Below are 22705 nucleotides of genomic sequence, written 5' to 3'. Positions count from 1 at the left end.
TATTCCTGTTCTTCTTTTGTTTCCTGCTGTTCGGCATGGTCACCACAGTACTTGGAAAGAAGCGGGATGCTTAAACATACCTGTCGACGAAAGCTTCCATCAAAAAAGTACATTTTAAAAGTAAAATACCATGTTTAAATAGTTCCGCTACGTCCGCACATCCAGCCAAAAATAAAATAGTGTAAAAGAGCTTAATATCTAGAAATGAAACGTCAGCATACATCCATTCAGTCCATAAAACAGCCGTTTATGGGACTGGTACTAGTACAAACCCAAAACTTCAGATAGGAAAGGCGTACATAAAGAAGGATTCCTATTCCTCCCTCAGCGAATTGACCGGGTTGGCAAATGCCGCTCTTAAAGACTGGAAGCTACAGGTTATCATTGCAATCATCAGTGTTAGAAGACCACCACTTAAAAACATCCAGACAGATAATTCGATACGATAGGTAAAGCTTTCAAGCCAGACCTTGCCAAAATAATAAACAAAGGGGGCCGCAATAACGAATGCCACCGAAATCAAACCAATAAATTCCCCTGTGACTACGGAAAAAATCTGTGGGATACCTGCCCCTAGCACCTTACGGATTCCAATTTCTTTTTTCTTTCTGGCAACAATAAATGACATTAATCCGAAAAGGCCCAAACATCCAATGCCTATAGCGAGAATTGAAAGAATGGTGAACCCATTAAAAATCAACTGTTCCACCACATATTCCTTTTCGATGGAATCATCCAGAAAGCTGTAGCGAAAAACGGAAGAGGCAAAGGTATCTTCCCAATTGGCCTTTATGAATTCAAGCGGCTTGCCACTGTCGATTTTTATAAAAGCCTGGTTTTGAAAATAGGTCCAGTTCATAATAATGCAAGGGGAAATATCCCTCTGAAGGGAATTATTATGAAAGTCCCTGACTACCCCAACAATAGTGGCAATACCCTCGTTAATTTGAATTTTTTTACCTATGGCTTCCCGAGGGTTCCAACCATATGTTCCTAAAAGGGTTTCGTTGACTATGAATTCGTCAAAAGCTTCTTTGTTGGTAGTAAAATTTCTTCCAGACAAAAGTTCTAGATCATAGAAATCCAAATACTTCGTATCCCCGACTTTTATCTCTGCTTCCAAAGCATGCTCCGGAGATTGTTGTGGGAGGCGAAAGCTAGTGCCCAACTGAAGCCCTTCCACCGCCATAGGGGGGCCGGAACCAAAGGAAACCTTGGAAATTTCGTTGTTTTCCAAAAGAGAGTTCCTGTAGACCTCCAATTTTTCAAACTCCGGGGCCGAGGTGATGACAACGGCGTCGGACGAGAAACCCATGGACTTACTTTTGAAATAATCCATTTGCGATGCTAAAATAATAGCCGCGATAACGAAAAGCTGTACGATTATAAATTGAACCGTAACCAATGACTTGCGAATACCTATACCGTCTTTTTTGGAAAACCGAATTTTATTCTTCAGTGCCGCAATGGGTTTGAATGCCGAAAGAACCAAAGCTGGATAAATTGCTGCCGAAAGTAAGGTCAGCAAACCGATGAAAAGAATAAGGCCGACATGGTTCCAGCCCAACGCCAGTTGTAGGTCGATAACAGACAAATTTTCATTCAGTTGGCCCAATACGATGTTGAGAATGGCAACGGAAAGCCCCAAAGAGCCCAGTAGTATGATACTGTTTTCAAAAATGAACTGGAGTATCAAATTCAACCGGTTACTACCGAATATCTTTCGGATACCGACCTCCTTTGATCGCGAGGTTGATTGGGCGGTTAGTATATTGACGAAATTAACGATAGCTATTGTCAAGATGAACAATGCGACGATTGTAAGCATATTAAGTGTGTTCGTGGGCATAACGTAGCCTCCGATATTGCTTCCGTACAAGGTATCGTTATGAATATCGGCCAAGGGTTGAAGAAAATAAGAAATACGCATATCATCTTCGGGCTTAAGATACTTTTTCTTCCACGATTCGATTTTGGATTCCAGTGTATTTTTAAGCGCGCTATTTTGCAAGACTACAAATGTCGTTCCTTGATGGTTGCCCGACCAATTCCCGGAGACATCTGGATTTTTTGCCTTAAAAAGTGCATACGGGATGAGCATGTTAAAACGTTGGTTGGAATTTCCAGGGACATCCTCTATGATGCCGGTAATTGTAAGCGGTTCATTACCATGTAATAGTATGGTCTTTCCCAGTATTGAGCGATAATTTTCTTCGATCTTTCCGAAATACTTCCTTGCAAGTTTTTCAGTAAGTACTACCGAATGCATATCCTTTAATGCCGTAACGGGATTTCCGGATATCCACTCCATATCAAATGTCTTTGGATAGAAAGAATCCACGTATAGCACTTGTGTTTCTTCGAATGTATTCAAATCAGGACCTTCTACGATACCAAATTCCTGAGTTATGGGCCCCATTGTTTGTGTTACCAGATCAATTTCCGGAAAATCATCCCTAAGGGCCTCTGCCAGCGGATAGGCAGTAGTGTTCCAATACAATGTTTGGTCTGGTAAGTTGTTGTGCTGTACCACCCTGTAGGTGTGTTCCGATTTGGAGTGGTATTTATCAAAACTAGATTCATATCTTACGAAAATAAGGATGGCCATACATGCGCTTATTCCAATCGACAAACCCAAAATATTGATCGCGGAACTTATCTTATTCTTTAAAATGGTCCGCCAAGCGATTTTTAGATAGTTCTTGAGCATTCTTTTTCCGATTAAATGTAGTAGGTTAAAGCAATTTTTGAATCCAATTCTATGCCACGGAGCTAAATTATTGGTTATCAACTAATTGAAAGGAATTTTTAGAAAGTATAGAACGATTACCGTCAAGATATTTGACGGTTTATGTCCAATATTTTTACAAGGTTCGGAAAAAATCGGACTAAAGAAGGTTTGGGGACAAAATGGTATTAGACCTTCAAAAAGACAGCATCCTAAATTTATTGATTCTTTACCCTTCGCTCGATGCTATGGGCCGTAAAGCGTGTTGGTGCCCAACCCTACGCCGGCCTTTTAAATTACTATTTAGATGGTAGGCGTGGTAGGGAAGGGATTGGAAGGAAGAAACCCCTCACTTCCATGAACACTTCAACCCGAGTTTTCCTATGTTGTTTTTAATAGCACGCCAACGGGAAAACTAAAGGGTTGGCGTACCTAGCAGGTGTTTTATAGTCCCGTTTAAGACTTTCCAACCACTGGGGCTGCCCTACGTCCTTTTCGCCAGAAAATAATCACCAAACCTACAATGATGAACGGAATACTCAAAATCTGGCCCATATTCAGGGTCATCGCATCCTCAAATCCGACTTGATTTTCCTTGAAAAATTCAATCAGAAACCTTGCTAAAAAAAACACAACCAAAAACACACCTAAAATCAGCCCGTTGGGTTTTTGATGTTGGAATGCTATTTACCTTGGCATACGCTTTCCTACCCTTGGTTGGGTAGGGTTACTCCATGGAAAGGGTTTCCCAATTTCCCGATAGAAATGCCTTATCCACTTGGATGACCTTGTCCTCCTGCCTTGTTTTTGTAAAATAAGTCCTCAAATCCCAATAACAGTAGAAATTAACCCAATAGCCATGGCTGTATTTTTCGCGCAACGATCCGGGTTGTTTGTAAAAGGAATACCATCGGGTGTTGAGGCCCCATTTTTCCAAGGTGGCCACTGCTTGTTCCGCTTTCCGCCATTGCCGCTCACTCATGTCACGGTATAAATTGGAAAGGGAGGTATAATCGGAAGCATACATCTCGATAATATCGTTCACATCGTCGATTCCCAGTGCCTCAAAGGAAAGCGTATGCTCGAATACCGTGTCCCCATCCAGGTCGTACTCGATGAGGTCGATAAAACCATTGCCGTTCGTATCGGAATACTTGACCGTTGCATAGCGCCCTGCCGGGTATTGGGTGCGGGTATAGCCCGACCGGTCGTATAAGCCCCCATAGCCCTGATAGGAATAGGCATCTTGATCCACGCGCCAGGCGCCCCACTCGGCACCGTATAGATGCAGTCGTCCGTCAAACGAACCCAGGTACAGATTCCCTTTGCCGGAGTTGTCCAGATCGAACTCCCCCCGATCTCCCATTTCATCCGCTTGGGGATTGTGGTCCAAGCCCTCTTGAAGCATTCCATGCTTAAAAATGGCTTTGGGCTGCAAGAGCTCCACGCGTTCCCAACGGTTGCAATCGTCGTCCTCATCAAATACAAACCAGCATTCTTCCCAGTTCCCGTCTTTAAAGAGGATGTCCCAGGTGGCCTCCCGATGCGGATAGATTAACTCGGTTAAATGGCGCCAGCGCGCATCGAACAGCAGGTCATCGGCCTCCTTAAGTCCATCGATTGATTGGAAGGGATGTTTCATATGGTTGTAATCGTACCCCTCGTCCCCGTTGAACTGCAGGCTCATGTCAAAATCAAATTCGTTGCCGGGCCCGTTGTCGTTGTCCAGGTCAAAGGAGATGTACACCTTGTCCAGCACACCGATGATGGTCGCATCGATGTCGTCGTCCAGCTCTTTAAAAAGTTCATTGTCGACCCGGCCGTTGATATTCTCGGGCTTGTCCTTGAAAACGGGCGTATCCTCGCACCGAATGGCTATTTCGCTATGGGAATCGCCATCGATATCAAAAAAATAAAACGGATTTTCCCAACTGTAGCGAAAATCGTGGAACCGAAAACTGGAAACATTCATTTTGGTAAAGGCGTTCTGTCCGTGGTAGTCTGCATAAAAATTGGCATGGCCGTAATGTTCCCAGAATTTTAAATCCATTTTGTCCCAATTGATATAGGCAAAATGGGCATCCTGCTCCCCATCATCGATAAACCATACGATGTTCGACGACCAGTCCCACTGGCTCCGTAAGGCGCTATCCCCGTTCTCAACGAGGAGCTGCAAATCGGCCATGCCATCCCCATCTTCATCCCCAAAATCGATGCTCAGGTCATAAGGGCCGGCAAACAGCCCGTCTTTGTTGCGGTCGATAAGCACACAGTCATTATCTAGGTCGCCTTCCCAGTCATCGGGTTTCATATCGTCATCGTCATCGATCCATAGTACGGGCATATCGCCGTGTATCGTATACTTGATGGCGTCCGGGTCGCCGTCCCGATCAAAATCGAGCCGTTCGATTTTTTCCAAATCGTCGGGGAGGGGCATCCGAAAGGGCAGTAGCAGGGAGGATTCCTGCGCGTAGGAAATATAACACCAAGGGATTGCACAAAGTAGTAGGGTTAGGAAATAGAATTTTCTATTCATTAAGTCGGTTTGCATCACTCAAGCTTTTAATATGGTTAAAGGTTCGGTCTATTCCTATAGGATTTCGACTCTAATTTCCGCCAGTTGCAAAGTAGCATAAGGGCTAATTTTTAACAGTGGGTTTCCGGTAATCGACAAGCATCCCTTTGATGGCAGCTATGACGAGTTCGGGTTCGTCCCGTTGCACAAAATGGCCACTTTTTACGGTGGAGATGATGTTGGTTTGAGGCACCTTCCTTTGAAAGTCCCTATACAGTCTTTTCTGAATTTCAATGAGTTTTTTGTGGGACGGGTCGTCCCCATCCACCTTGTTCGATTCTATGAGGGTTATCGGAATATCCGTGTTAATTGAAAAGGTTTTGAGAAGGGAATCGTGAAGGGGGTAGGCAAGGACCTCCATTTGAAACCCTTTGGGAATTAATTTTATTTGTTCCAATAGGATGCTGTCTTCCCTCATGATTTCCTTTTGCGTTTGCACTTTTCGATATTCGTCATTAAGAAATTCGCTTCCTGGATCGATCAATACCATGCCCGCTACATTTTTCGGATACCGGTGCAGGTAATACCGTGCTACGTAACCGCCCATGGAATGTCCGACCAATATCACGGGCACGTCCACGATTCCTTCCTTTACCAATAATTCCCGAAGCTCTTCCACTACATTTTCCAGTGTCCTGGGAACATCGATCATTTGTGATTTTCCAAGACCGGGTTTGTCGTAGGAAAAGGTTTTTGTAATCTGGGCGATTGATTTCTGAACGATTCCAAAATCTTGAAGATCGCTACCCCCACCGTTTAAAAACACTACCACCGGTTCCCCTTTTCCCCAAGTCAATACATGTTGTGGTTTTCCTTGAACATCAATGAAATGATGCTCTGGCCCTTTTTTGCAGGAATGTAGTGTGGCAATAAATAGTAACAGAAGACGCACCATATTTTTCATAAGCAAAAGACCCGCCAATCATTTTGTATCCATGTTCTATGGTTGCCTTCTACCGACAAATGGATGTCTCAAGAGGAAGGGATTTTTACGGTGACTGGCAGCCTGACTTTAAAGATAACCAATTACAGGAATTTCCAAATTTGCGTTTGGCAAAGCCGAAGTATGGAACATCCGACAGCAACCTATCCATCGGTCCGGCGGTGTTAAGAGTACGCTCTTAGTGCCCTTTTTAAGAAAGCTGTTGCTGTCAGACAACTACAAAATAGCTTTTGCAAAGCAGACCACCCGATTGATTTCCTTGAAACCGATTCCTTTGTGGAAAGCGATACTCGCCCTATTGTTGATTTCGGTATCGGAAGCAATTTCGGTGCAATTCATTGCTTTTCCCCAACTTTCCGCTTTATGGATCAATAGTTCGGCATAACCCTTTCTCCGATGGGGAGGTTCCACGTAAATACCTTCGATATAGCACACGGGTTTGGATTTCGTTCCTTCGACAAAGTCATTTCGTAATGAGACCAGTACGAATCCTATACTTGTGGTCTCCATCGTTAAGAGAAAAGCGGTGTGAGTGGTATCGGAAATACAATGATGAAAATACTTCTTTTCTTCTTCTAGCGTACTATCAGGCCATAGTTTGGATGCCAAACGGGCGATTTCCTGATAGTTTGAATGTGCTATTTCAACGATTTCGGCCATCGGAAGGATTATTGTTGTCTGGGTTTTCTGCCAATGCTTGGGTTTTATTTTTTTGTGCCTCCGACAAACAAATACGGATAACGCATCCATCGGCAACCGCTAGTTTTGGAATGCCGTTAATTCCTAAGATACGAAATATGTCATGGATTTTGCCTAGCGTTTGGTAGTTACGTGTTAGACTTGGCTTTTGCTTTTATGGGCCGCTTGTCGCCACCCTTATTTTTGATATGTTCCACTTATCAATTCAAGATCGCCCTTCTTTAAATGGGTCAGCAGATTCGTTATTTTTTGTTCGGTCGTTCCACCCATCAGAACGTTCAGCCCTAGTGGCGGAGGCCCGCTCGTTTTGAGTCGTTCGATGAGGGCTTCAAAAAAATCGATTCCTGCCCGGGTCTGATCGTTGGTTTCTTTTTTGGTGAATCCGAGCGCCTTTAAAAATCCCTCCATTTGCGCTGCCGTAAACAGAAAACTGTGACCGGCATCGCTTGCCCAGGGCATGGGATAGGCGACCGCTCCGTCTCCCTTTTTGAGGATCTCGTAAAAAAGAAAGTACCCCCCTTTTTTCAACACCCGCTTTATTTCCGAATAGAAAGCGTTCTTATCGGGAATGTTCATTTGCGCATGTTGGGTCCACACCACCTCAAAGCGCGCGTTTTCAAACGGCAGCTCGGTGGCATCTGCCCGGATGAAGGTCGTTTTGTGGTCTAGACCAACGAGTTTTGATAGTTTGGCAGCGGTTCGCACGTATTCCTGGCTCAGGTCGATACCGGTCACCGTACACTGATATTCGTCGGCCAGCATTCTGCAAGGTCCGCCCAAGCCGCAACCGACATCCAAGACATGAAGACCGTGCAGGTCAATGGAATTCGCCAGTTCCTTGGATACTTCGGCGCCCCGTACATGAAACTCGTCAACCCCCGAAATGTGCGATCTTTTGACCTGGTCAAGGGCAATCTGTTGTTCCTTTAAGCGTTGCAGGATATCCTCAAACAGCCCTGCTTTCAAATAATGCCGCTCTATATTTTTATGGAGCTTGTTCATTTTTTTGCGTAGCTTCTAATGGTGCCAGCGGTCGGGCCAAATCTCTTCTTTCCTTAGACAAGCCCAAGCCATTGGGGGAGCGGAAGGCACTTTGAATTAAGTAATAGCGGCAATTGCCGTTGGTATTAAATGTAGCGAAAATTATTCGGGAAAGAAGGAAAGCAAAAAAATTTTAGGCATTGTCAGGCACGTTTGTTCACTGATTACCTCTACCCAAATACGCTCTTATGGATTTTATTTTCCCCTCGGAATTCATGGTGATGACATCTACCACATAAAGTTCTTCGATCGAATCGACGGTAATTTTCAGCTCGGCTGCTACGGTGTCCTCGTTTTCATACGTAGAAAGAACTTCTATCGCTATTGAAGCTGCAGCTTCGAAATTTTTACGCGTTTCCTTGAGCGCATTTTCCTTTCCCTCGACACGAATTTTCCAGTCCCGTAATACGATATCCTCCGAAAACATTTTTTCGATACTATGGAGGTCCTTTTCCGCATAGCGGTTCAAATAGGAAAGACAGCGCTCCTTATTGGAATGTTCAGGCATTGACTTGTTTTTTTCTTTGATTGGTAAAGACCTCTCTATTTCATTTTCGGGGGTTCTCAGTTAGGGGCCATTACAACGTGACGAAAAATGACACTGCATAGTTCTTTCATAATTACGGCTAACTCTATTACAGGAACCACCCCAATGTACTACTTTTTGTTAAAAAAGTAAACGAAAAAGCCTACACCAAGCCGGCAAATCCCAAAAAGGCCAGAGAGAGGAGTCCGGCTACCAGCAGATTAATGGGAACGCCTTTCATGCCCTCCGGAATATTCGCCAATTCCAAAAACTCGCGAATACTGGCAAAGACGATCAGGGCCAAACCAAAGCCCAGCGAATTGGCAAAGGCGAAGAAGACCGCCTTTAACAAACTGCCATTGTCGAGCCCCAAAGCCAAAATAGCGACCCCCAACACGGCACAGTTGGTGGTGATCAAGGGAAGAAACACGCCGAGCGCCTGATAGAGGGGCGGACTCACCTTTTTCAAGACGATTTCGACCATTTGTACCAGGGCGGCAATGACCAGAATAAAGGTGATGGTACGTAGGTATTCCAACCCCGAAGGGAGCAATACATAGTGGTGTAGCAAATAGGTGACCGTGGTGGCGATGGTCATTACGAACAAAACGGCCCCAGACATCCCGATGGAGGTCGATACCCGGTTCGACACCCCCAAAAAGGGGCAGATGCCCAAAAACTGCGAGAGTACGATATTGTTGACAAAAACCGCGGCGATGAGGATAACAAGATAGTCCATATCAAGCTGTTTTTAGGGTGAGGCGGTTGAACAAAATGGCAAGGTAGGCCAAGGCGATAAACGCCCCTGGTGGTAAGATAAAGAGGATTAAGGTGTTCGCATCCTCGGAGACAAACTTCCAATCAAAAATACTCCCGTTGCCCAGTACTTCCCGTACGGCCCCTAGCACGGTCAGCGCGATGACAAAGCCCAAGCCCATTCCCAGGGCGTCCAAGACCGAGGATTTCAGCGTGTTTTTGGAGGCAAAGGCCTCGGCCCGCCCCAAGATGAGACAGTTCACCACAATCAAGGGAATAAAAATGCCCAACTGTTCGTACAAGAAAGGAATATAGGCTTCCAGTACCATTTCCACGATGGTCACGAAGGAGGCGATGATGATGATAAAGGCGGGAATCCGCACCTTATTCGGTATCTGGGACTTCACCAGGGAGACCACGATGTTCGACATCAACAACACGAAGAGCGTCGCCACGCCCATCCCGAGTCCGTTAAAGGCCGAGGAGGTCACCCCCAATGCGGGGCACATGCCCAATAGCATCACGAAGACGGGGTTCTCCTTCACGATGCCCTTGAAAAAATTTTGTTGTTGATCAATAGGTTTTGCCATGCGCTTATCGGTCGGTTGTAGTGATCAATTCCTTGTTTTTGACGAATTCTTCGTAGGCCATTTGAGCGGCCTCCGTAAAGGCCCTGGTACTGATGGTCGCCCCGGTAAGGGCATCGACCTCCCCACCATCCTTGGTGACCTTCAACTCAAAATTAGCAGGATGCCGATCCCGGAACTGGCGTAGGAACTTTTCCCCCTTCATCTTGGTCCCCAGCCCGGGGGTTTCCTTTTGTTCCAGCACCACGATGTTGTGTACGGTGCCATCGGGCTCAAAGCCCACCATGATTTTCACGAGGCCGCTATAGCCTTTTTCGGAGGCCCCGACGACCGCGGCCCCGACAAACGCCCCCTCCTTGAAAGCCGGATAAATCTCGACGCTGTCTTTGGCACCTTCCACTTTCACTAGTAGTATTTCGGATACGGGACGGTTATCAAAGTCGGGCAGCACGCGCTCCAAGGCAGTCATTTTTTTGGCCAGTTTCGCCTTTGCTTTGGGTTCCAGGGTGATGTCATTCACGTAGCCCAGGGAGAATCCGGCTACCACCGTAATCACGATCAGTGCCAGCACCATATTCAATAAGGTAGATTCGTTTCGAACCATCGCTATACAATTGTTGCTTTGATCTTGGAGCCAAAGCGTCTCGGTTTAAAAAATTTATTGATCAGGGGTACAAAGGCGTTCATAATCAGGATGGCGAACGAGATGCCTTCCGGATAGGAACCGAATAACCGAATGACCACGGTAATCAACCCAATACCGATGGCAAAAACGACCATGCCCTTTTTGGTAACCGGGCTGGTCACCAGATCGGTCGCCATATAAAAGGCCCCCAAAATGGCACCCCCGGCCAATAGGTGAATGATAGGGCTCACGTATTGGGTAGGATCTGCCCACCAGAAAATTCCGGTCATAACCGCCATCGTTGCCAAGACCGTCACCGGAATATGCCAGGAAATTACCTTTCGGATGATGAGGTACAGGCCGCCCAGCAGCAGGGCCAAGGCCGACATTTCCCCTAGGGAACCACCGGTAATGCCCAACAACATGTTCATGTTCGAGGGGAGTTGGGCGCTGATGGTGCCCATCGTTTCCCCTATTTGCAAACCGTCTTTGATGATGCCCAGGGTCGTCGCCCCGGAAATGGCATCTACCAACGAAGTATTGTTCTCCACCGGGGTTGGCCATAGCGTCATCTGTACCGGAAAACAGATCAATAGGAACACCCGACCGACCAGGGCGGGGTTGAACACATTGTATCCGAGTCCGCCAAAGGAAAGTTTGGCGATACCGACGGCGACCAAACTACCCACGATGATCATCCAAACGGGTAGCGTGGCGGGCAGGTTAAACGCCAAAAGAATTCCGGTAATCAGGGCCGAACCGTCTAAAATGGTGACCTCGGTCCTTAGGAAATATTTTTGAATGAGGTACTCGAACAAAAGGCAGGAGCCCACTGCGGCGGTAGTAGCGATCAAGGCATGGATGCCAAAGACATAGACCGACACTAAAAAGGCGGGCACCAGGGCGATGACCACGTCGTACATGATCCGTTTGGCCGTTCTGTCGGAATGCACATGGGGCGAGGCGGATATGACGATAGGGGGGCTATCCATGCTCAATTCTTTGAGGTTACCATTTTTTTCGCGATGGATTTTCCAAAGCGAATGTAATCCAACAAGGGTCGGTGGGAAGGGCAAACATAGCTGCACGACCCGCATTCGATACAGGTAAGGATATCTTCCTGGGCCGCTTTTTCATAGAGTCCCTTTTCCGACAGGTTCATCAAGAGGTGGGGTTCCAGTCCCATGGGGCAGACATCGACGCAGTCCCCACAACGGATGCAGGCTTTCGGTTCGCCTCGGCTGGCCTCGTCCTCATGAATGACCAGAATGCCCGAAGTACCCTTGGTGACCGGCACATCGGTATTTTTGATGGCCTTGCCCATCATAGGGCCGCCGTTCACTATTTTGCGGGTTCCTTCGGGCAAACCACCTACTTCCTCAACGAGGTCTTTGATAGGGGTGCCGATCTTGACCCAAAAATTGGAGGGTTCTTTCAGTTGTTTGCCGGTAACCGTCACGACCCGCTCGATGAGGGGCTGCTGGTGTTGAATGGCCTGGTAAATCGCAAAGATGGTTCCCACATTGTGCACGACCACGCCGACATCGAGGGGCAGTCCGTTTTTGGGGACCTCCCTTTTTAAAATGGCCTTCACCAATTGCTTTTCACTTCCCTGGGGATATTTTACCCGTAAGGCGGCGACTTGGATTTCCTTTTCGTCAGCGGTCAGTTTTTTAAAAACTTCGATGGCATCCCGTTTGTTGTTTTCGATACCGATGACCGCCCGATGCAAGTGCAGCGCCTTCATTAAAATTCGGATGCCTACCAGGATTTCTTCCGCCTTCTCCAGCATCAAGCGATGGTCGGCGGTCAAATAGGGTTCGCATTCGACCCCGTTGACCAGCAGACAATCCAGTTTTTTATCTTCCTTCACATTCAATTTCACGTGGGAAGGAAAGGTGGCCCCGCCCAAACCTACGATGCCGTAGTCCGAAATACGCCGTACGATTTCCTGGGGCTCCAAAGTGATTTCCTTTTTCAGTGGATAGTCGATCTCCTCGAAGTTGGTTTCGTTCTTCACATCGGTTCGGATAACGATGCACTGTTTTTTATAGCCGCTGCTGTCGACGATCATATCCAGTTTGGTGACGGTACCGGCCACCGGTGAATGGATGTTCGAAGAGACGAAGCCGCCCGATTTGGCGATCACCTGCCCGAGCTCGACCTTGTCCTTGCGATCGACCACGATTTCCGAGGGGATTCCGATATGCTGGGCAATGGGCACGTACACCACCTTGGGCACGGGCATGCGTTTGATGCTATTGGAGGAGGTCAGCTTGTTTTCGGGAGGGTGGATTCCCCCTTTTGGGAAGGTCTTAAGCATCGTTCATCAGATTTACCGATTTCACTTCTATCCCTTTATCCACTTCGACCTTTTTTACCTTTTTCTTTGGGAAATTGGTCTCGATAATCGATTCGGTCGGGCAAACGGGAACGCATTTTCGACATAACGTACAATATTCGGGGTCGATATAGGCCAGGTTATTGACCATGGTAATCGCCTCTTTCGGGCAAACGTCGAAACATTTGGAGCATCCGATACAGGCGACGGCACAGGCTTTTTTGGCGATACCGCCCTTGTCCTCGTTCAAACAACCGACGAAAATTTTGAGGTCCCTTTTGTGTTTGGGGCGCATTTCGATAATGTCGCGGGGACAGGCATCGACGCACATACCACAGGAGGTACACTTATCGGTAATGACCACGGGGAGGCCGGTAGCCTCGTCCATATACATTGCATCGAACTTGCACACAGCGACACAGTCCCCATCGCCCAGACAGCCGTATTGGCAATCGGTTTCCCCACTGTAGATCATCGCGGAAATAGCGCAGGACTTGGGTCCTTGGTATTCGGTGGTCTTGGGCCGTACATCACACCCGCCCTGACAGCGCACTACGGCGACCGTCGGGTCTTGTTCCACTACTTCCTTGCCCAGGATTTCGGAGACCGTTTTCATGACCTCGTTTCCCCCCACCGGACAGAACAGGCCAGAAATATCTTCGGTAGCCACCAGCTTTTCGGCAAAAGCCTTGCAGCCGGGAGAGCCGCAGCCCGCACAATTGGCGGCAGGTAGTACGTCCTCGATCTCTGCGATCAGCGGATCTTCGTACACATAAAACTTCTTAGAGACGATAAACAATACCATGCCGGTAACCCCTCCCAAAGAGGTCAGCAAAAAAACGCTATTGAGGATCGAATCGGTCACGACGATAGTTTTAAAACGGCGATTCGGAAGGTCTTCTTAAACGCATCCCTCAGCACATAGAGGGTCAAATAATAGGGGACAAGCACCCCCAATGATAGGAGGCCGGCCAACCATTCCTCCAAAAAAACGGAACCGATCAGCAGTGTCGCCAGCATTAGGATAAAGGGGAACACATAGGCCCAGAAAACCGCTTTTAGACCCAATTGTTTTTGGAGCACCACCTGTACCGGTTCGTGCATTTGAAAGATGCCTTCCGGATCCGTTATTTCAATCTGTTTGGTGGTAGCGTCGGTAATCCCACAAGTGGCCTTGGCACGGCACGATTCGCAGTGCACATTTTCATCCAAGGAGACGACAAGCGAACGATCGCCCATTTTAGAAATGATGCCTGTATGCGAATAGGTATCGGTATTTGACCGTGTTGGCTGCATGGCATATCGTATCAAAGTATTAAAAGTACGGGATTCAGTAGGCGGATAATATGACTTATGTCAGGTATTGGAGCAGGTCGGACCCCGAACTGATTTGGTACCGGAGTGGTTTTGTCCGAATGGTCGGAAAGAGGGTACGGATTACAGGCCGTTGACCGGCACTAAAGGGCTAATAGGCATAGACCGGACCCTTGTGGGTTTGGTCGTTTACCGTAAGGAAGTAAAGAAAGACCCCTTTTCGCACGTCGTATTCCTGAAGACTGAAGGCAGTTGAAATCTTTCCGGAATCGGAAATCCCTGTATGTAGGGTTTTCAAGGTGTTCCCATAGTGGTCTGCCAACAGCAGCGTAGACGGTAGCGCTTTGGGGAGTTCATAGGAAATAACGACCTTGTCTTCCCGCAGATCGGTGTACATGCTGAGCGGCACTTTTTTACCATCGATCTGTATTTCCGTAAGGATATCGGAACTGTAAATTACCAGTTCGTCCCGGTTGCCGTCATTGTATATTTTTACAAAGACTGTTTCCGTAGCCGCATCAAAATAGTAGGAAGTCTGGTTTTGGTGCATCAAATTGTGCATCGAGGCGGCCCTATCGATCAAACTGCCAAATGATCGTAGCCCTTGCACATTGGGGTGGGTATAGCGGAACTTGAGCATGATCCAATTCCCTTTCGGCGCGTCCCATTCAAAACTCAGATCGTAGAGCGGCCTGTCCGAGCGCCCGTAGTCAAATTCGTAGAGCGTATTCGCCGCCAAAAAGAACGACTCATTGTCTACCGCCTTTTCCTTGGTCATTATTTTTTGGGTATCGGAATTCCGGAGCCAAATTGAATTGAAGATCTGTCGATGTTCGTGAACGGGATCTTCCAGACCAAAACCGGTCGAAATGGTCAGGGTGCCAAAATTAGTGGCGGATGCGGTGTAGATTGACGGATTGGAGGGGTACGGACGGCTGTTTTTGGTGTTGAGAAATGCGTCTTGGTGAAATAGATACAATCCTTTTAAGGGCTGCTTCCCCGCATGGTGGTCATGGCCAGGGACCGCTGCTCCGGGTTCTGGAACCACCTCGGGGGCCTTGGTCTGTGTGAGACTCCTGTCTTTGTCGTACAGAAAGGAGGTAGCATCCATCTCGTTAAATTTTAGCAACCTGGGTACGCCCCGGTAGGTGATTTTTTCAAAATAGTTGTTGGCGCCTGGGGTACCTTCGATTTGAAAACCGATATCGGATCCGGTGATTTGAAGGCCCGAGATTTTTGGGGCCGAGGCTCCCATGGCATCCGTCACCCAAACGGCGGTGGACTTCCCATGGTTTGCATCGTTCAAGAATCGACTGTTTTGTAGGTAGGCGACCCCGGGAATCAGGCCAACGGTATTGTGTTCAAAGCTATAGCCATCCAGCACCGTATTTTTGGAATAGGTTTGAAGTCCCAATCCAAAGTTGGCAATTCGGTTGTTGGTGCTTCTCCAGATAGCCTTGTGATCGAAGGCGTCTATTTGGATCCCTACGGTGCCCGGGACCGGGTGGGCCCCTTTGGCCTCAACAGTATTGTGATTTAAGGCAAAGGTCTTCGTGGGTTTTTCCCACTGCACGTTTTTATGTTCGTTTTGTAATAGGATACCAATGCCAGAGGTCGGCCCGCTGACGGTGATATGGTTTTGGGTCACTGTTTGATAAGGATTGTGAATGGCCAGGGCAAAAATGTGGTTTCCGGTCGTATTCACGATGCGGTTTGAATGAATCCTATTATCTGTAGCGTTTCTGGAGGATGCGCAATAAATGGAGCTTCCCTGTCTGGAGATAAACAGATTGTTTTCAATAACGGCCCCCGCCGTAGCCAAAAAAAGGTCGGTATGACGGGAGTCGACAAAAATGGAATTCCTAATCACCCCGGAATCGGACTGGGTACCTTGCCAGGACAGGACGGGATGCGTTCCCGCTACGCCAAGCCCACGTAACTGCACGCCATCGAATACGGCTTCGGCGGCTTCCGTCAGCCGTATAAAACCAAAATTTCCTTGGGAGCTGATCACGATGGGTCTGGAAGGAACCTCCTTTTCCGTATCCAGATGGATCTCCCCTTCGCCGTACACTTCCGTGTTTCCGAAAAGCAAAAGCCTACCCCCGTTTTTAACCGTCAACTGCGCAGGATGCGCTTCGCCACCGCTCAAATCGATTAAAAATGAATGGGATATTGGTTTTTTAGAAGTTCCCGCCCGCAAAGTCCCACCATCTATTTCCAATACGGCCACCGATAGGTCGAAGTTGTTATGGTCTTCGAATACCAAAGTACCCTTTACCAATAAGGTGTCGACTTGCAGCGACTTCCCGCTTAAAACAAATCGATCGCCTTTTTTAACAATAATCTTGGTTTCGATGGGTTCGGTATGGGATACCGGGTTCGATTTGGGGGTCCGTGGTTCCTTGGCTCGCACAACTGCAAGGCTGCCCGTTAAAAGCAAGCATACTCCATAGACAAAATACCTCTTAACGGCCATCGTAGCTTAGGTTTGTATTCATAACACCCGTACCACTCGATTTATTTTAGGGCTTTATGATTTTTATCGGGAGGGAACTCACCAGAAAATTAATATCCACGACATAGGTACCCGACTGCATCACGTGCTCACCGATAGGAACGCTGTGAAAACCGTCTTCCTGTTCCTCGACCAGCAGCGTCTTCACTTTTCTTCCCAGAATGTCATAAATGGAGATGGCCACTACCTGATCTTGCAAGAGGGTGTATTCCAATCGCGAATCGGCGCTTAGGGGGTTGGGGTATACTTTCGCATCCAATACAAACTGGCGGATGTCCCCGTACTCGATGCCATAGTTGTTTCCTGTTTTTTCGCCCTGTGGTATTAGGTTGATGTTTGAATACCCCGTTTCATCTGTTACCATTTTAAGATACACGGCCCCTTGGGCGGGATCAAAGTAATAGGCCGTAGCCTGTTGGGCATCCAGTTCAGCAAGGCTGTTAACCTGGGTAATGGGATTGTCTTCCCTGTCCAATACCAGGATTCCGGTGTAGGGGAACGGATGTTTAAAGGTCGTCCATTCGCCTTCCTTTTCCATGACACTGCGTAGCTCCAGATAGTTATCCTTCTCGTCGATTTCCCACTGCCCAACGATGGTATAGCTCTGTTGTCCGAAAAAATTAAAAAACCGTTGATGGGCATGTTGTTGTTTGGGAATACGCAATCGGTCAAAATCCCGTATTAGGGACACTTCCTGCTCCAGGTCAAAACCGATGCCGTTCATTTTGAGTTGCATGGCACCCTCGGCCTCTAAAATATACGCCTGCCATTCTTCCCGATACTCGATGGCATCATGGCGAAAGGAAGAGTAGGGGTGCGCAATCAACACGGGTCGATCGTATCCGGTGAGACTCCCATCCTCATCCAACAAAAAGGAAGAGTTCTCATTATCGCCCTTTGATCCCCGGGTGCTCATCCAAACGGGAAGGGTTTCGCCTTTAAGTTGTACGCTCCGGAAGAAGTTTTTTCCTCGATGTCCACCATGGCCTATAACCGCGGCGGCGACCTTTCCTTCCTCTACATCCTTATTGATATCGATAAAGGTGACGTTGGTCAATTTGGGTTGTTTGCGACCACCTTGCGCGATGGAGTAATAGCCGGCCCTTCGGTCGCCGTGTCGTAAATGACGGTTCTTTCCACCAATGGTATTGGCCGATTTTCCGATCACAACGGTATTCTGCACATGCGATTCGGACGATAGCAGTCCGATGGCATTGTCGGCAATCATAAAATTGTCGAGGGTCACGTTGGTAATTTCCGTCCAAACCCCGCTCATGGCATTTTTATAGCTGGTGAAATTATTGAAGGTCCACATCAAGTCTCCTGGATTGAACGTGGTCATAAAAAATCCATGTCCGTGTCCTACTTGACTGTATAAGGCCGTGTTCGAAATCCCTTCGTTTCCTAAGTTTCCAGGCACTGAACAGGAGTGGGCGACATTGCCGTCGAACACCACCTCACGGGGCAACAGATCGATTTCCCTGAAATCCCGGCTACGGCCCCTGGTGTCAAAAAAGAAACCGGTGCCCCTTTCCGAACCGGCAACATGGTTGTCAATCAAATTGTTGTGTACGTTGCGCATCCAAAACCCGCCGACGCGTTGTTCCCCTTGGTTACTGCCGCCACCGCCATCGCGCGGGAATGCAAAAAAGCCTTTTTCTGGTTTGCGCACTAAAATGGCCAGATTGTGCCGAAAGGTGTTGTTGATCTCCGGGCCATCCTCGGCAGGGATAAACACGTGGTTGCGTACGTTATAGGCGACCACATCCTCGACCAACACATTGTCGGTGCGGTGAATGACCACCCCTCTTTGCAGGCTATGGTGAATACTGGAGTTCTTAATATAGTCCCCCTCCCGGTCACCGGCCAAGTGCCAGTGCATATTGTAGCGGGCTTCGATACCGGGCTGCCCCATCAGGGTAAACTCGACCCCTTCGATGTGGATGGGTCCCGATTCGTTCAAGATCATGGTATGCCCCCCGAAACGTTGTTCTTCGGAATCCTGGGCTCCCCGAATCTTGATGTTCCGGGTCAACATACCTACCTCGGCCCGTTCGTCCAATAATTTTCCCTCGTATTCCTGGATTTCGCCAAAATGGGGGAATTGCAGGGCCGGAACAAAGGAAATCGTATTTCCCGCAACGCCGGTGATGGTCAGTTCCTCGGCCTCATACGGCTCATAACCGCTGGGTGCAATGGCGATTTTATCCCCGGTCTCCCAACCTACGGGAGTTTGGTCTAAAGTAATGCTTGTAGCTCCCGGCTGAACGGTACCTTCCAATTGTCCCCAACTAAGTTTGGCGGCGCTGGCACCGTGTAGTTGTAACGACCCGCCCGATAGGGTAGTCAGGAAACGGCCACCAAAAACTTCCTCATCGACCTTGGGGCCGTTTAAGGTAATGGTAGCATTGCTTTGGAACGGGGTTTCGGCGGTTCCTATCTGAAGCAGCCCCATCACCTTGATGGTCTCTGCCGTCAAGGAGAGGTTTTTGTCCTCAAAAATAAGACTTCCCTCAATGACCAAATTCCCCAGGTTTGGTGGTGATACATCCAAGAGAATCGTTTTGTCGGCGGGAATCCTAATGTCCTGATTCGCCTTTGGCACCTCTCCGGAAGCCCATGAAGAGGGGTTCGACCAGTTTTGCTGCGCAAGAAGAGTGCAGGGAATTGCCGTCAGGGCAAAAAACAGATAAAGGAAACGAGCGGCATTTTTGTACGTCATAGCTAAGTCGGTTAAGTTGTAGGAAGGTTGGGGCCAATCCTGTTTCTTAAAGCATAAGAATTTAACGTTTGAAATGTTAAATTGATATGTGCATAACAATGGTATATGGCATTACCCTACTTTTTTTCGATGAAATGCACAGTTTTTTTAAAAAAAGTGCATCGAATTTCAACGGCGAATCCCATGGACAGCTACCCTTATCGGGGAATAAGATCTATATTTAAACACTAAATTAAGTTTGGAATACGTGGGACAAAAAGCTAAGGCAGCTTTTTTCGACCATCCAAGCGAATACCAGGGGTGCTTATGAAACAAGGATGTATTTATTTAGTGGTTGTAGTAATGGTCGGAAACTTTCTCTCCTGTAAGGAACGAGCAGTAGTCCAAACAGAGAAAGATCGTTGGCAGGCTCAGGCCGAGCAGGTCACGATCATCCGGGATGATTTTGGGATACCCCACATCTATGGAAAGACCGATGCCGATGCCGTTTTTGGACTGCTCTATGCCCAATGCGAGGACGATTTTAATCGGGTGGAACAAAACTATATCTGGGCCACGGGCCGATTGGCCGAGGTCGAAGGGGAAGAAGCCCTGTATAGCGACCTTCGCGCCAAATTGTTTATGACCGAGGAGGAGGCAAGGACCAAATACGATAAGAGTCCGGAATGGCTCAAAAAACTCTGTGACGCTTTTGCCGATGGAATCAATTACTACCTCCATACCCATCCCGAGGTACGGCCAAAACTACTGACGCGTTTCGAGCCCTGGATGCCGATGTATTTTAGCGAAGGTTCCATTGGAGGGGATATTGAACGGATTTCCACCCAAAAAATAAAGGCGTTCTATGAAAGTGACATGGAAATTCCGGAGGCCCAGGAGATGGAAATGAAAAAAGAAGCGGAAATGGCCGAGCCCCAGGGGTCGAACGGCATCGCCATTTCCGGAAAACTAACACAGTCTGGTGATGCGATGTTGCTCATTAATCCGCATACGTCCTTTTATTTTCGGGGGGAGGTACATGTGGTCAGTGAGGAAGGCTTGAATGCCTACGGGGCCGTGACCTGGGGGCAGTTTTTCGTCTATCAGGGATTCAATGAAAAAACCGGTTGGATGCATACTAGTACCTATACCGATGTGATGGATGAGTTTAAGGAAACCGTTATGAATATCGATGGAAAATTGCTGTATCAATACGGAGAGGAACTACGTCCGGTGGAGACTTCCGAAATTACTTTGAAATATAGTGAGGGTGACGACCTCAAGGAAAAAACCGTTCCGGCCTACCATACCCACCATGGGCCCATCACCCATTTGGAGGAGGGCCAATGGACGGCCTCCGCGATGATGTGGGATCCGGTAAAAGCCTTGGAACAATCTTTTATCCGTACCAAACAGGATGGGTACAAGGGATTTCGTGAGATGATGGACATCCGTACCAACTCCTCCAACAATACCGTTTATGCCGATGCTGAGGGGAACATTGCCTATTTCCATGGTAATTTTGTTCCGAAACGTGATGTTTCCTTCGATTATTCAAAACCCGTTGATGGGAGCAACCCAAAGACCGATTGGCAGGGCCTACACACGGTCGATGAAAACATTCTACTCCTGAACCCTGAAAACGGATGGATACAGAATTGCAATTCTACCCCCTATACCGCCGCTTTGGAGTTTAGTCCAAAAAGGGAAAACTATCCCTACTACATGTCCCGCGACCAGGAAAACTTCCGGGGGGTACACGCCATCGGATTGTTAAAAGATAGAAGTGGGTACACCATTGACAGTCTGATTCAATTGGCCCACGACCCGTATTTGCCTGCCTTCAAAGCCTTGATTCCGGGATTGATCAAGGCCTACAACCTGTATGACGATAAAAATCCCATAGTACGTGAACCGATAATGCTTTTGGATTCATGGGATTATACGACCTCCAAGGAATCGGTAGCGATGACCTTGGCGCATTATTATGGCACCGCCATGGGGCAACGGGCGATACGACCCGAGGGCATGGGTGGTATGGAGTTGATTACCTATTTCGGAAGTGATTCGCCCCAAGGGGAACGTATCCGAATTTTTGAGGAGGTGATCGCCCAACTAACAGCCGATTTTGGCACTTGGGAAATGCCCTGGGGGGAGGTAAACCGTTACCAACGCCTGAACGGCGATATCCGTCAGGCCTTTGACGATAGCAAGCCCAGTATTCCCATCGGTTTTGCCTCCGGTCGTTGGGGAGCCTTGGCGGCCTATGGCGCCCGCTACGATAACGACACCAAAAAAATCTATGGCACCCGAGGCAATAGTTTTGCGGCGGTTGTGGAGTTTGGGGATAGGGTTAAGGCAAAAAGCATTTTGGCGGGCGGACAGAGCGGGGACTCCGATTCGCCGCATTTTGATGATCAGATCCAACGGTATGCCGATGTGGATTGGAAAGAGGTGGCATACTACCAAGAGGATGTGCAAAAGCGCGCTAATGAAACCTATCGACCGGGAAAGAGAAACTAGTTGATTCATGTTTCAACACCGCAATTGAATCATTTGAAAATCCCGGGTCGGTTAGGGGGAAGACACCTATTGGGCAAGCTAAATGGCGATGAGGTGCGCCAACCGATTATTCTTCTTCTTCTGCTTCCTTTGTGATGATCAAGGTCGCCTTTGATCCGGAGGAAAGGAGCCACTTGTTCGAGTAGATAAGATTTCCCTGATCGTCATAGACGTCCACCTGTGCGGTATTGGGAGAGGAAGAACCCTCGTTCAGGGCGACAAAATCAAGCCGGTTGAAGCCTACTTCCAAATCGACGTTAATGCCTTTGAAACTGCCTGTGAGCAACGTGTTCGGATCTATAACCCTATCGTTATGGACGATTTTGACCCGATCGCCATCCACGTATTCGTGATCTCGACATACGATGCCCACAAACTTTCCGTTGTTCTTGACGTCTCCTAGATACATATTCCCAAAAAAATCCGAGGAACCTTCCTTGGCATTTCGAGGCCCCACTTTGGGGTCGATTTTCATTCCGGTACCTGCTTGCACCAACTTGCGATCAGGCAACATCTTGACCGGTTTTCTGGCATTGGGGTCTTCTAGATTAATTTCCGGGGCATCCCCCACTACCGAAGGTATTTTAAGCGGTGTCCCTTTTTGTTCCTTCCCTTTGGTGTCCAATTTATTGGCGGCCTCGATTTTCAGGGGTTTCGCAGTCGGGATATCCGTCTGCGCCGCTCCTAGAAAAGGGAGTAGGGAGAAAACTAAAAAGAAGCGTAAAGGTCGCATCACCTTGATTATCGTTTTGGTTTATAAAATTAACAAATACCCTGCCACGGGCACTT

Annotated in this window: 18 protein-coding genes; 1 reads left to right on the top strand and 17 read right to left on the bottom strand. The window is 47.9% G+C overall.

Features of this window, described 5'->3' with window-relative positions; translation table 11 throughout:
* Positions 1–313 precede the first annotated feature (313 nt).
* The 16 genes from FK220_RS04780 to FK220_RS04705 form a co-directional block, all read right to left on the bottom strand.
* Positions 314–2710 (bottom strand): ABC transporter permease, encoded by a 2397-nt coding sequence (locus FK220_RS04780; RefSeq protein WP_152573122.1) that lies wholly within the window; start codon positions 2708–2710, stop codon positions 314–316.
* A gap of 474 nt (positions 2711–3184) precedes the next feature.
* Positions 3185–3415, bottom strand: coding sequence for a prolipoprotein diacylglyceryl transferase family protein (locus tag FK220_RS04775; protein ID WP_152573650.1), 231 nt, complete (start codon positions 3413–3415; stop codon positions 3185–3187).
* Positions 3416–3455: 40 nt separating this feature from the next.
* Complete coding sequence (locus FK220_RS04770; protein WP_166204773.1) at positions 3456–5264, bottom strand: hypothetical protein; 1809 nt, start codon at positions 5262–5264, stop codon at positions 3456–3458.
* Between the two features lie 103 nt (positions 5265–5367).
* Positions 5368–6198: an alpha/beta fold hydrolase gene (locus FK220_RS04765; protein ID WP_166204771.1), complete on the bottom strand. Its 831-nt coding sequence runs from the start codon at positions 6196–6198 to the stop codon at positions 5368–5370.
* Positions 6199–6462: 264 nt separating this feature from the next.
* Positions 6463–6906, bottom strand: a complete 444-nt coding sequence (aac(6'), locus tag FK220_RS04760; RefSeq protein WP_166204769.1) for an aminoglycoside 6'-N-acetyltransferase — start codon at positions 6904–6906, stop codon at positions 6463–6465.
* A 216-nt stretch (positions 6907–7122) separates the two neighbouring features.
* Positions 7123–7947 (bottom strand): class I SAM-dependent methyltransferase, encoded by an 825-nt coding sequence (locus FK220_RS04755; RefSeq protein ID WP_152573118.1) that lies wholly within the window; start codon positions 7945–7947, stop codon positions 7123–7125.
* Positions 7948–8143: 196 nt separating this feature from the next.
* Positions 8144–8494, bottom strand: a complete 351-nt coding sequence (locus FK220_RS04750; protein WP_152573117.1) for a nuclear transport factor 2 family protein — start codon at positions 8492–8494, stop codon at positions 8144–8146.
* A gap of 181 nt (positions 8495–8675) precedes the next feature.
* Positions 8676–9251 carry an electron transport complex protein RnfA gene (locus FK220_RS04745; protein ID WP_152573116.1) on the bottom strand — a complete coding sequence of 192 codons (576 nt, stop codon included), beginning with the start codon at positions 9249–9251 and terminating at the stop codon, positions 8676–8678.
* Between the two features lies 1 nt (position 9252).
* The gene (locus FK220_RS04740) at positions 9253–9858 is read right to left on the bottom strand and encodes an RnfABCDGE type electron transport complex subunit E (RefSeq protein ID WP_238718896.1); all 606 of its coding nucleotides are present in this window, start codon (positions 9856–9858) and stop codon (positions 9253–9255) included.
* Positions 9859–9862: 4 nt separating this feature from the next.
* Entirely contained in the window at positions 9863–10459 is a 597-nt protein-coding gene (locus FK220_RS04735; protein ID WP_152573115.1) for an RnfABCDGE type electron transport complex subunit G, read from the bottom strand.
* A 2-nt stretch (positions 10460–10461) separates the two neighbouring features.
* A complete protein-coding gene (locus FK220_RS04730) occupies positions 10462–11472 on the bottom strand; it encodes an RnfABCDGE type electron transport complex subunit D (protein ID WP_152573114.1) in 1011 nt (336 codons plus the stop codon).
* Positions 11473–11474: 2 nt separating this feature from the next.
* Positions 11475–12803: an electron transport complex subunit RsxC gene (gene rsxC / locus FK220_RS04725; RefSeq protein ID WP_152573113.1), complete on the bottom strand. Its 1329-nt coding sequence runs from the start codon at positions 12801–12803 to the stop codon at positions 11475–11477.
* Entirely contained in the window at positions 12796–13686 is an 891-nt protein-coding gene (locus FK220_RS04720) for a Fe-S cluster domain-containing protein (protein ID WP_152573112.1), read from the bottom strand. The genes rsxC and FK220_RS04720 overlap by 8 nt, the downstream gene beginning before the upstream one ends.
* Entirely contained in the window at positions 13683–14117 is a 435-nt protein-coding gene (locus tag FK220_RS04715) for a SoxR reducing system RseC family protein (protein WP_152573111.1), read from the bottom strand. The genes FK220_RS04720 and FK220_RS04715 overlap by 4 nt, the downstream gene beginning before the upstream one ends.
* A gap of 169 nt (positions 14118–14286) precedes the next feature.
* A complete protein-coding gene (locus FK220_RS04710; RefSeq protein WP_152573110.1) occupies positions 14287–16614 on the bottom strand; it encodes a G8 domain-containing protein in 2328 nt (775 codons plus the stop codon).
* Positions 16615–16660: 46 nt separating this feature from the next.
* Positions 16661–19375: a G8 domain-containing protein gene (locus tag FK220_RS04705; RefSeq protein ID WP_152573109.1), complete on the bottom strand. Its 2715-nt coding sequence runs from the start codon at positions 19373–19375 to the stop codon at positions 16661–16663.
* Between the two features lie 306 nt (positions 19376–19681).
* Between FK220_RS04705 and FK220_RS04700 the strand changes: the two genes are divergently transcribed.
* Entirely contained in the window at positions 19682–21877 is a 2196-nt protein-coding gene (locus FK220_RS04700) for an acylase (protein ID WP_152573108.1), read from the top strand.
* Positions 21878–21983: 106 nt separating this feature from the next.
* Here FK220_RS04700 and FK220_RS04695 read toward each other — a convergent pair whose 3' ends face one another.
* Complete coding sequence (locus FK220_RS04695) at positions 21984–22649, bottom strand: hypothetical protein (protein WP_152573107.1); 666 nt, start codon at positions 22647–22649, stop codon at positions 21984–21986.
* Between the last annotated feature and the right edge of the window lie 56 nt (positions 22650–22705).

This window comes from Pelagihabitans pacificus (genome assembly GCF_009371985.2).
Taxonomy (GTDB): Bacteria; Bacteroidota; Bacteroidia; order Flavobacteriales; family Flavobacteriaceae; genus Pelagihabitans; species Pelagihabitans pacificus.
This window is presented reverse-complemented; position numbering and strand designations above follow the sequence as displayed.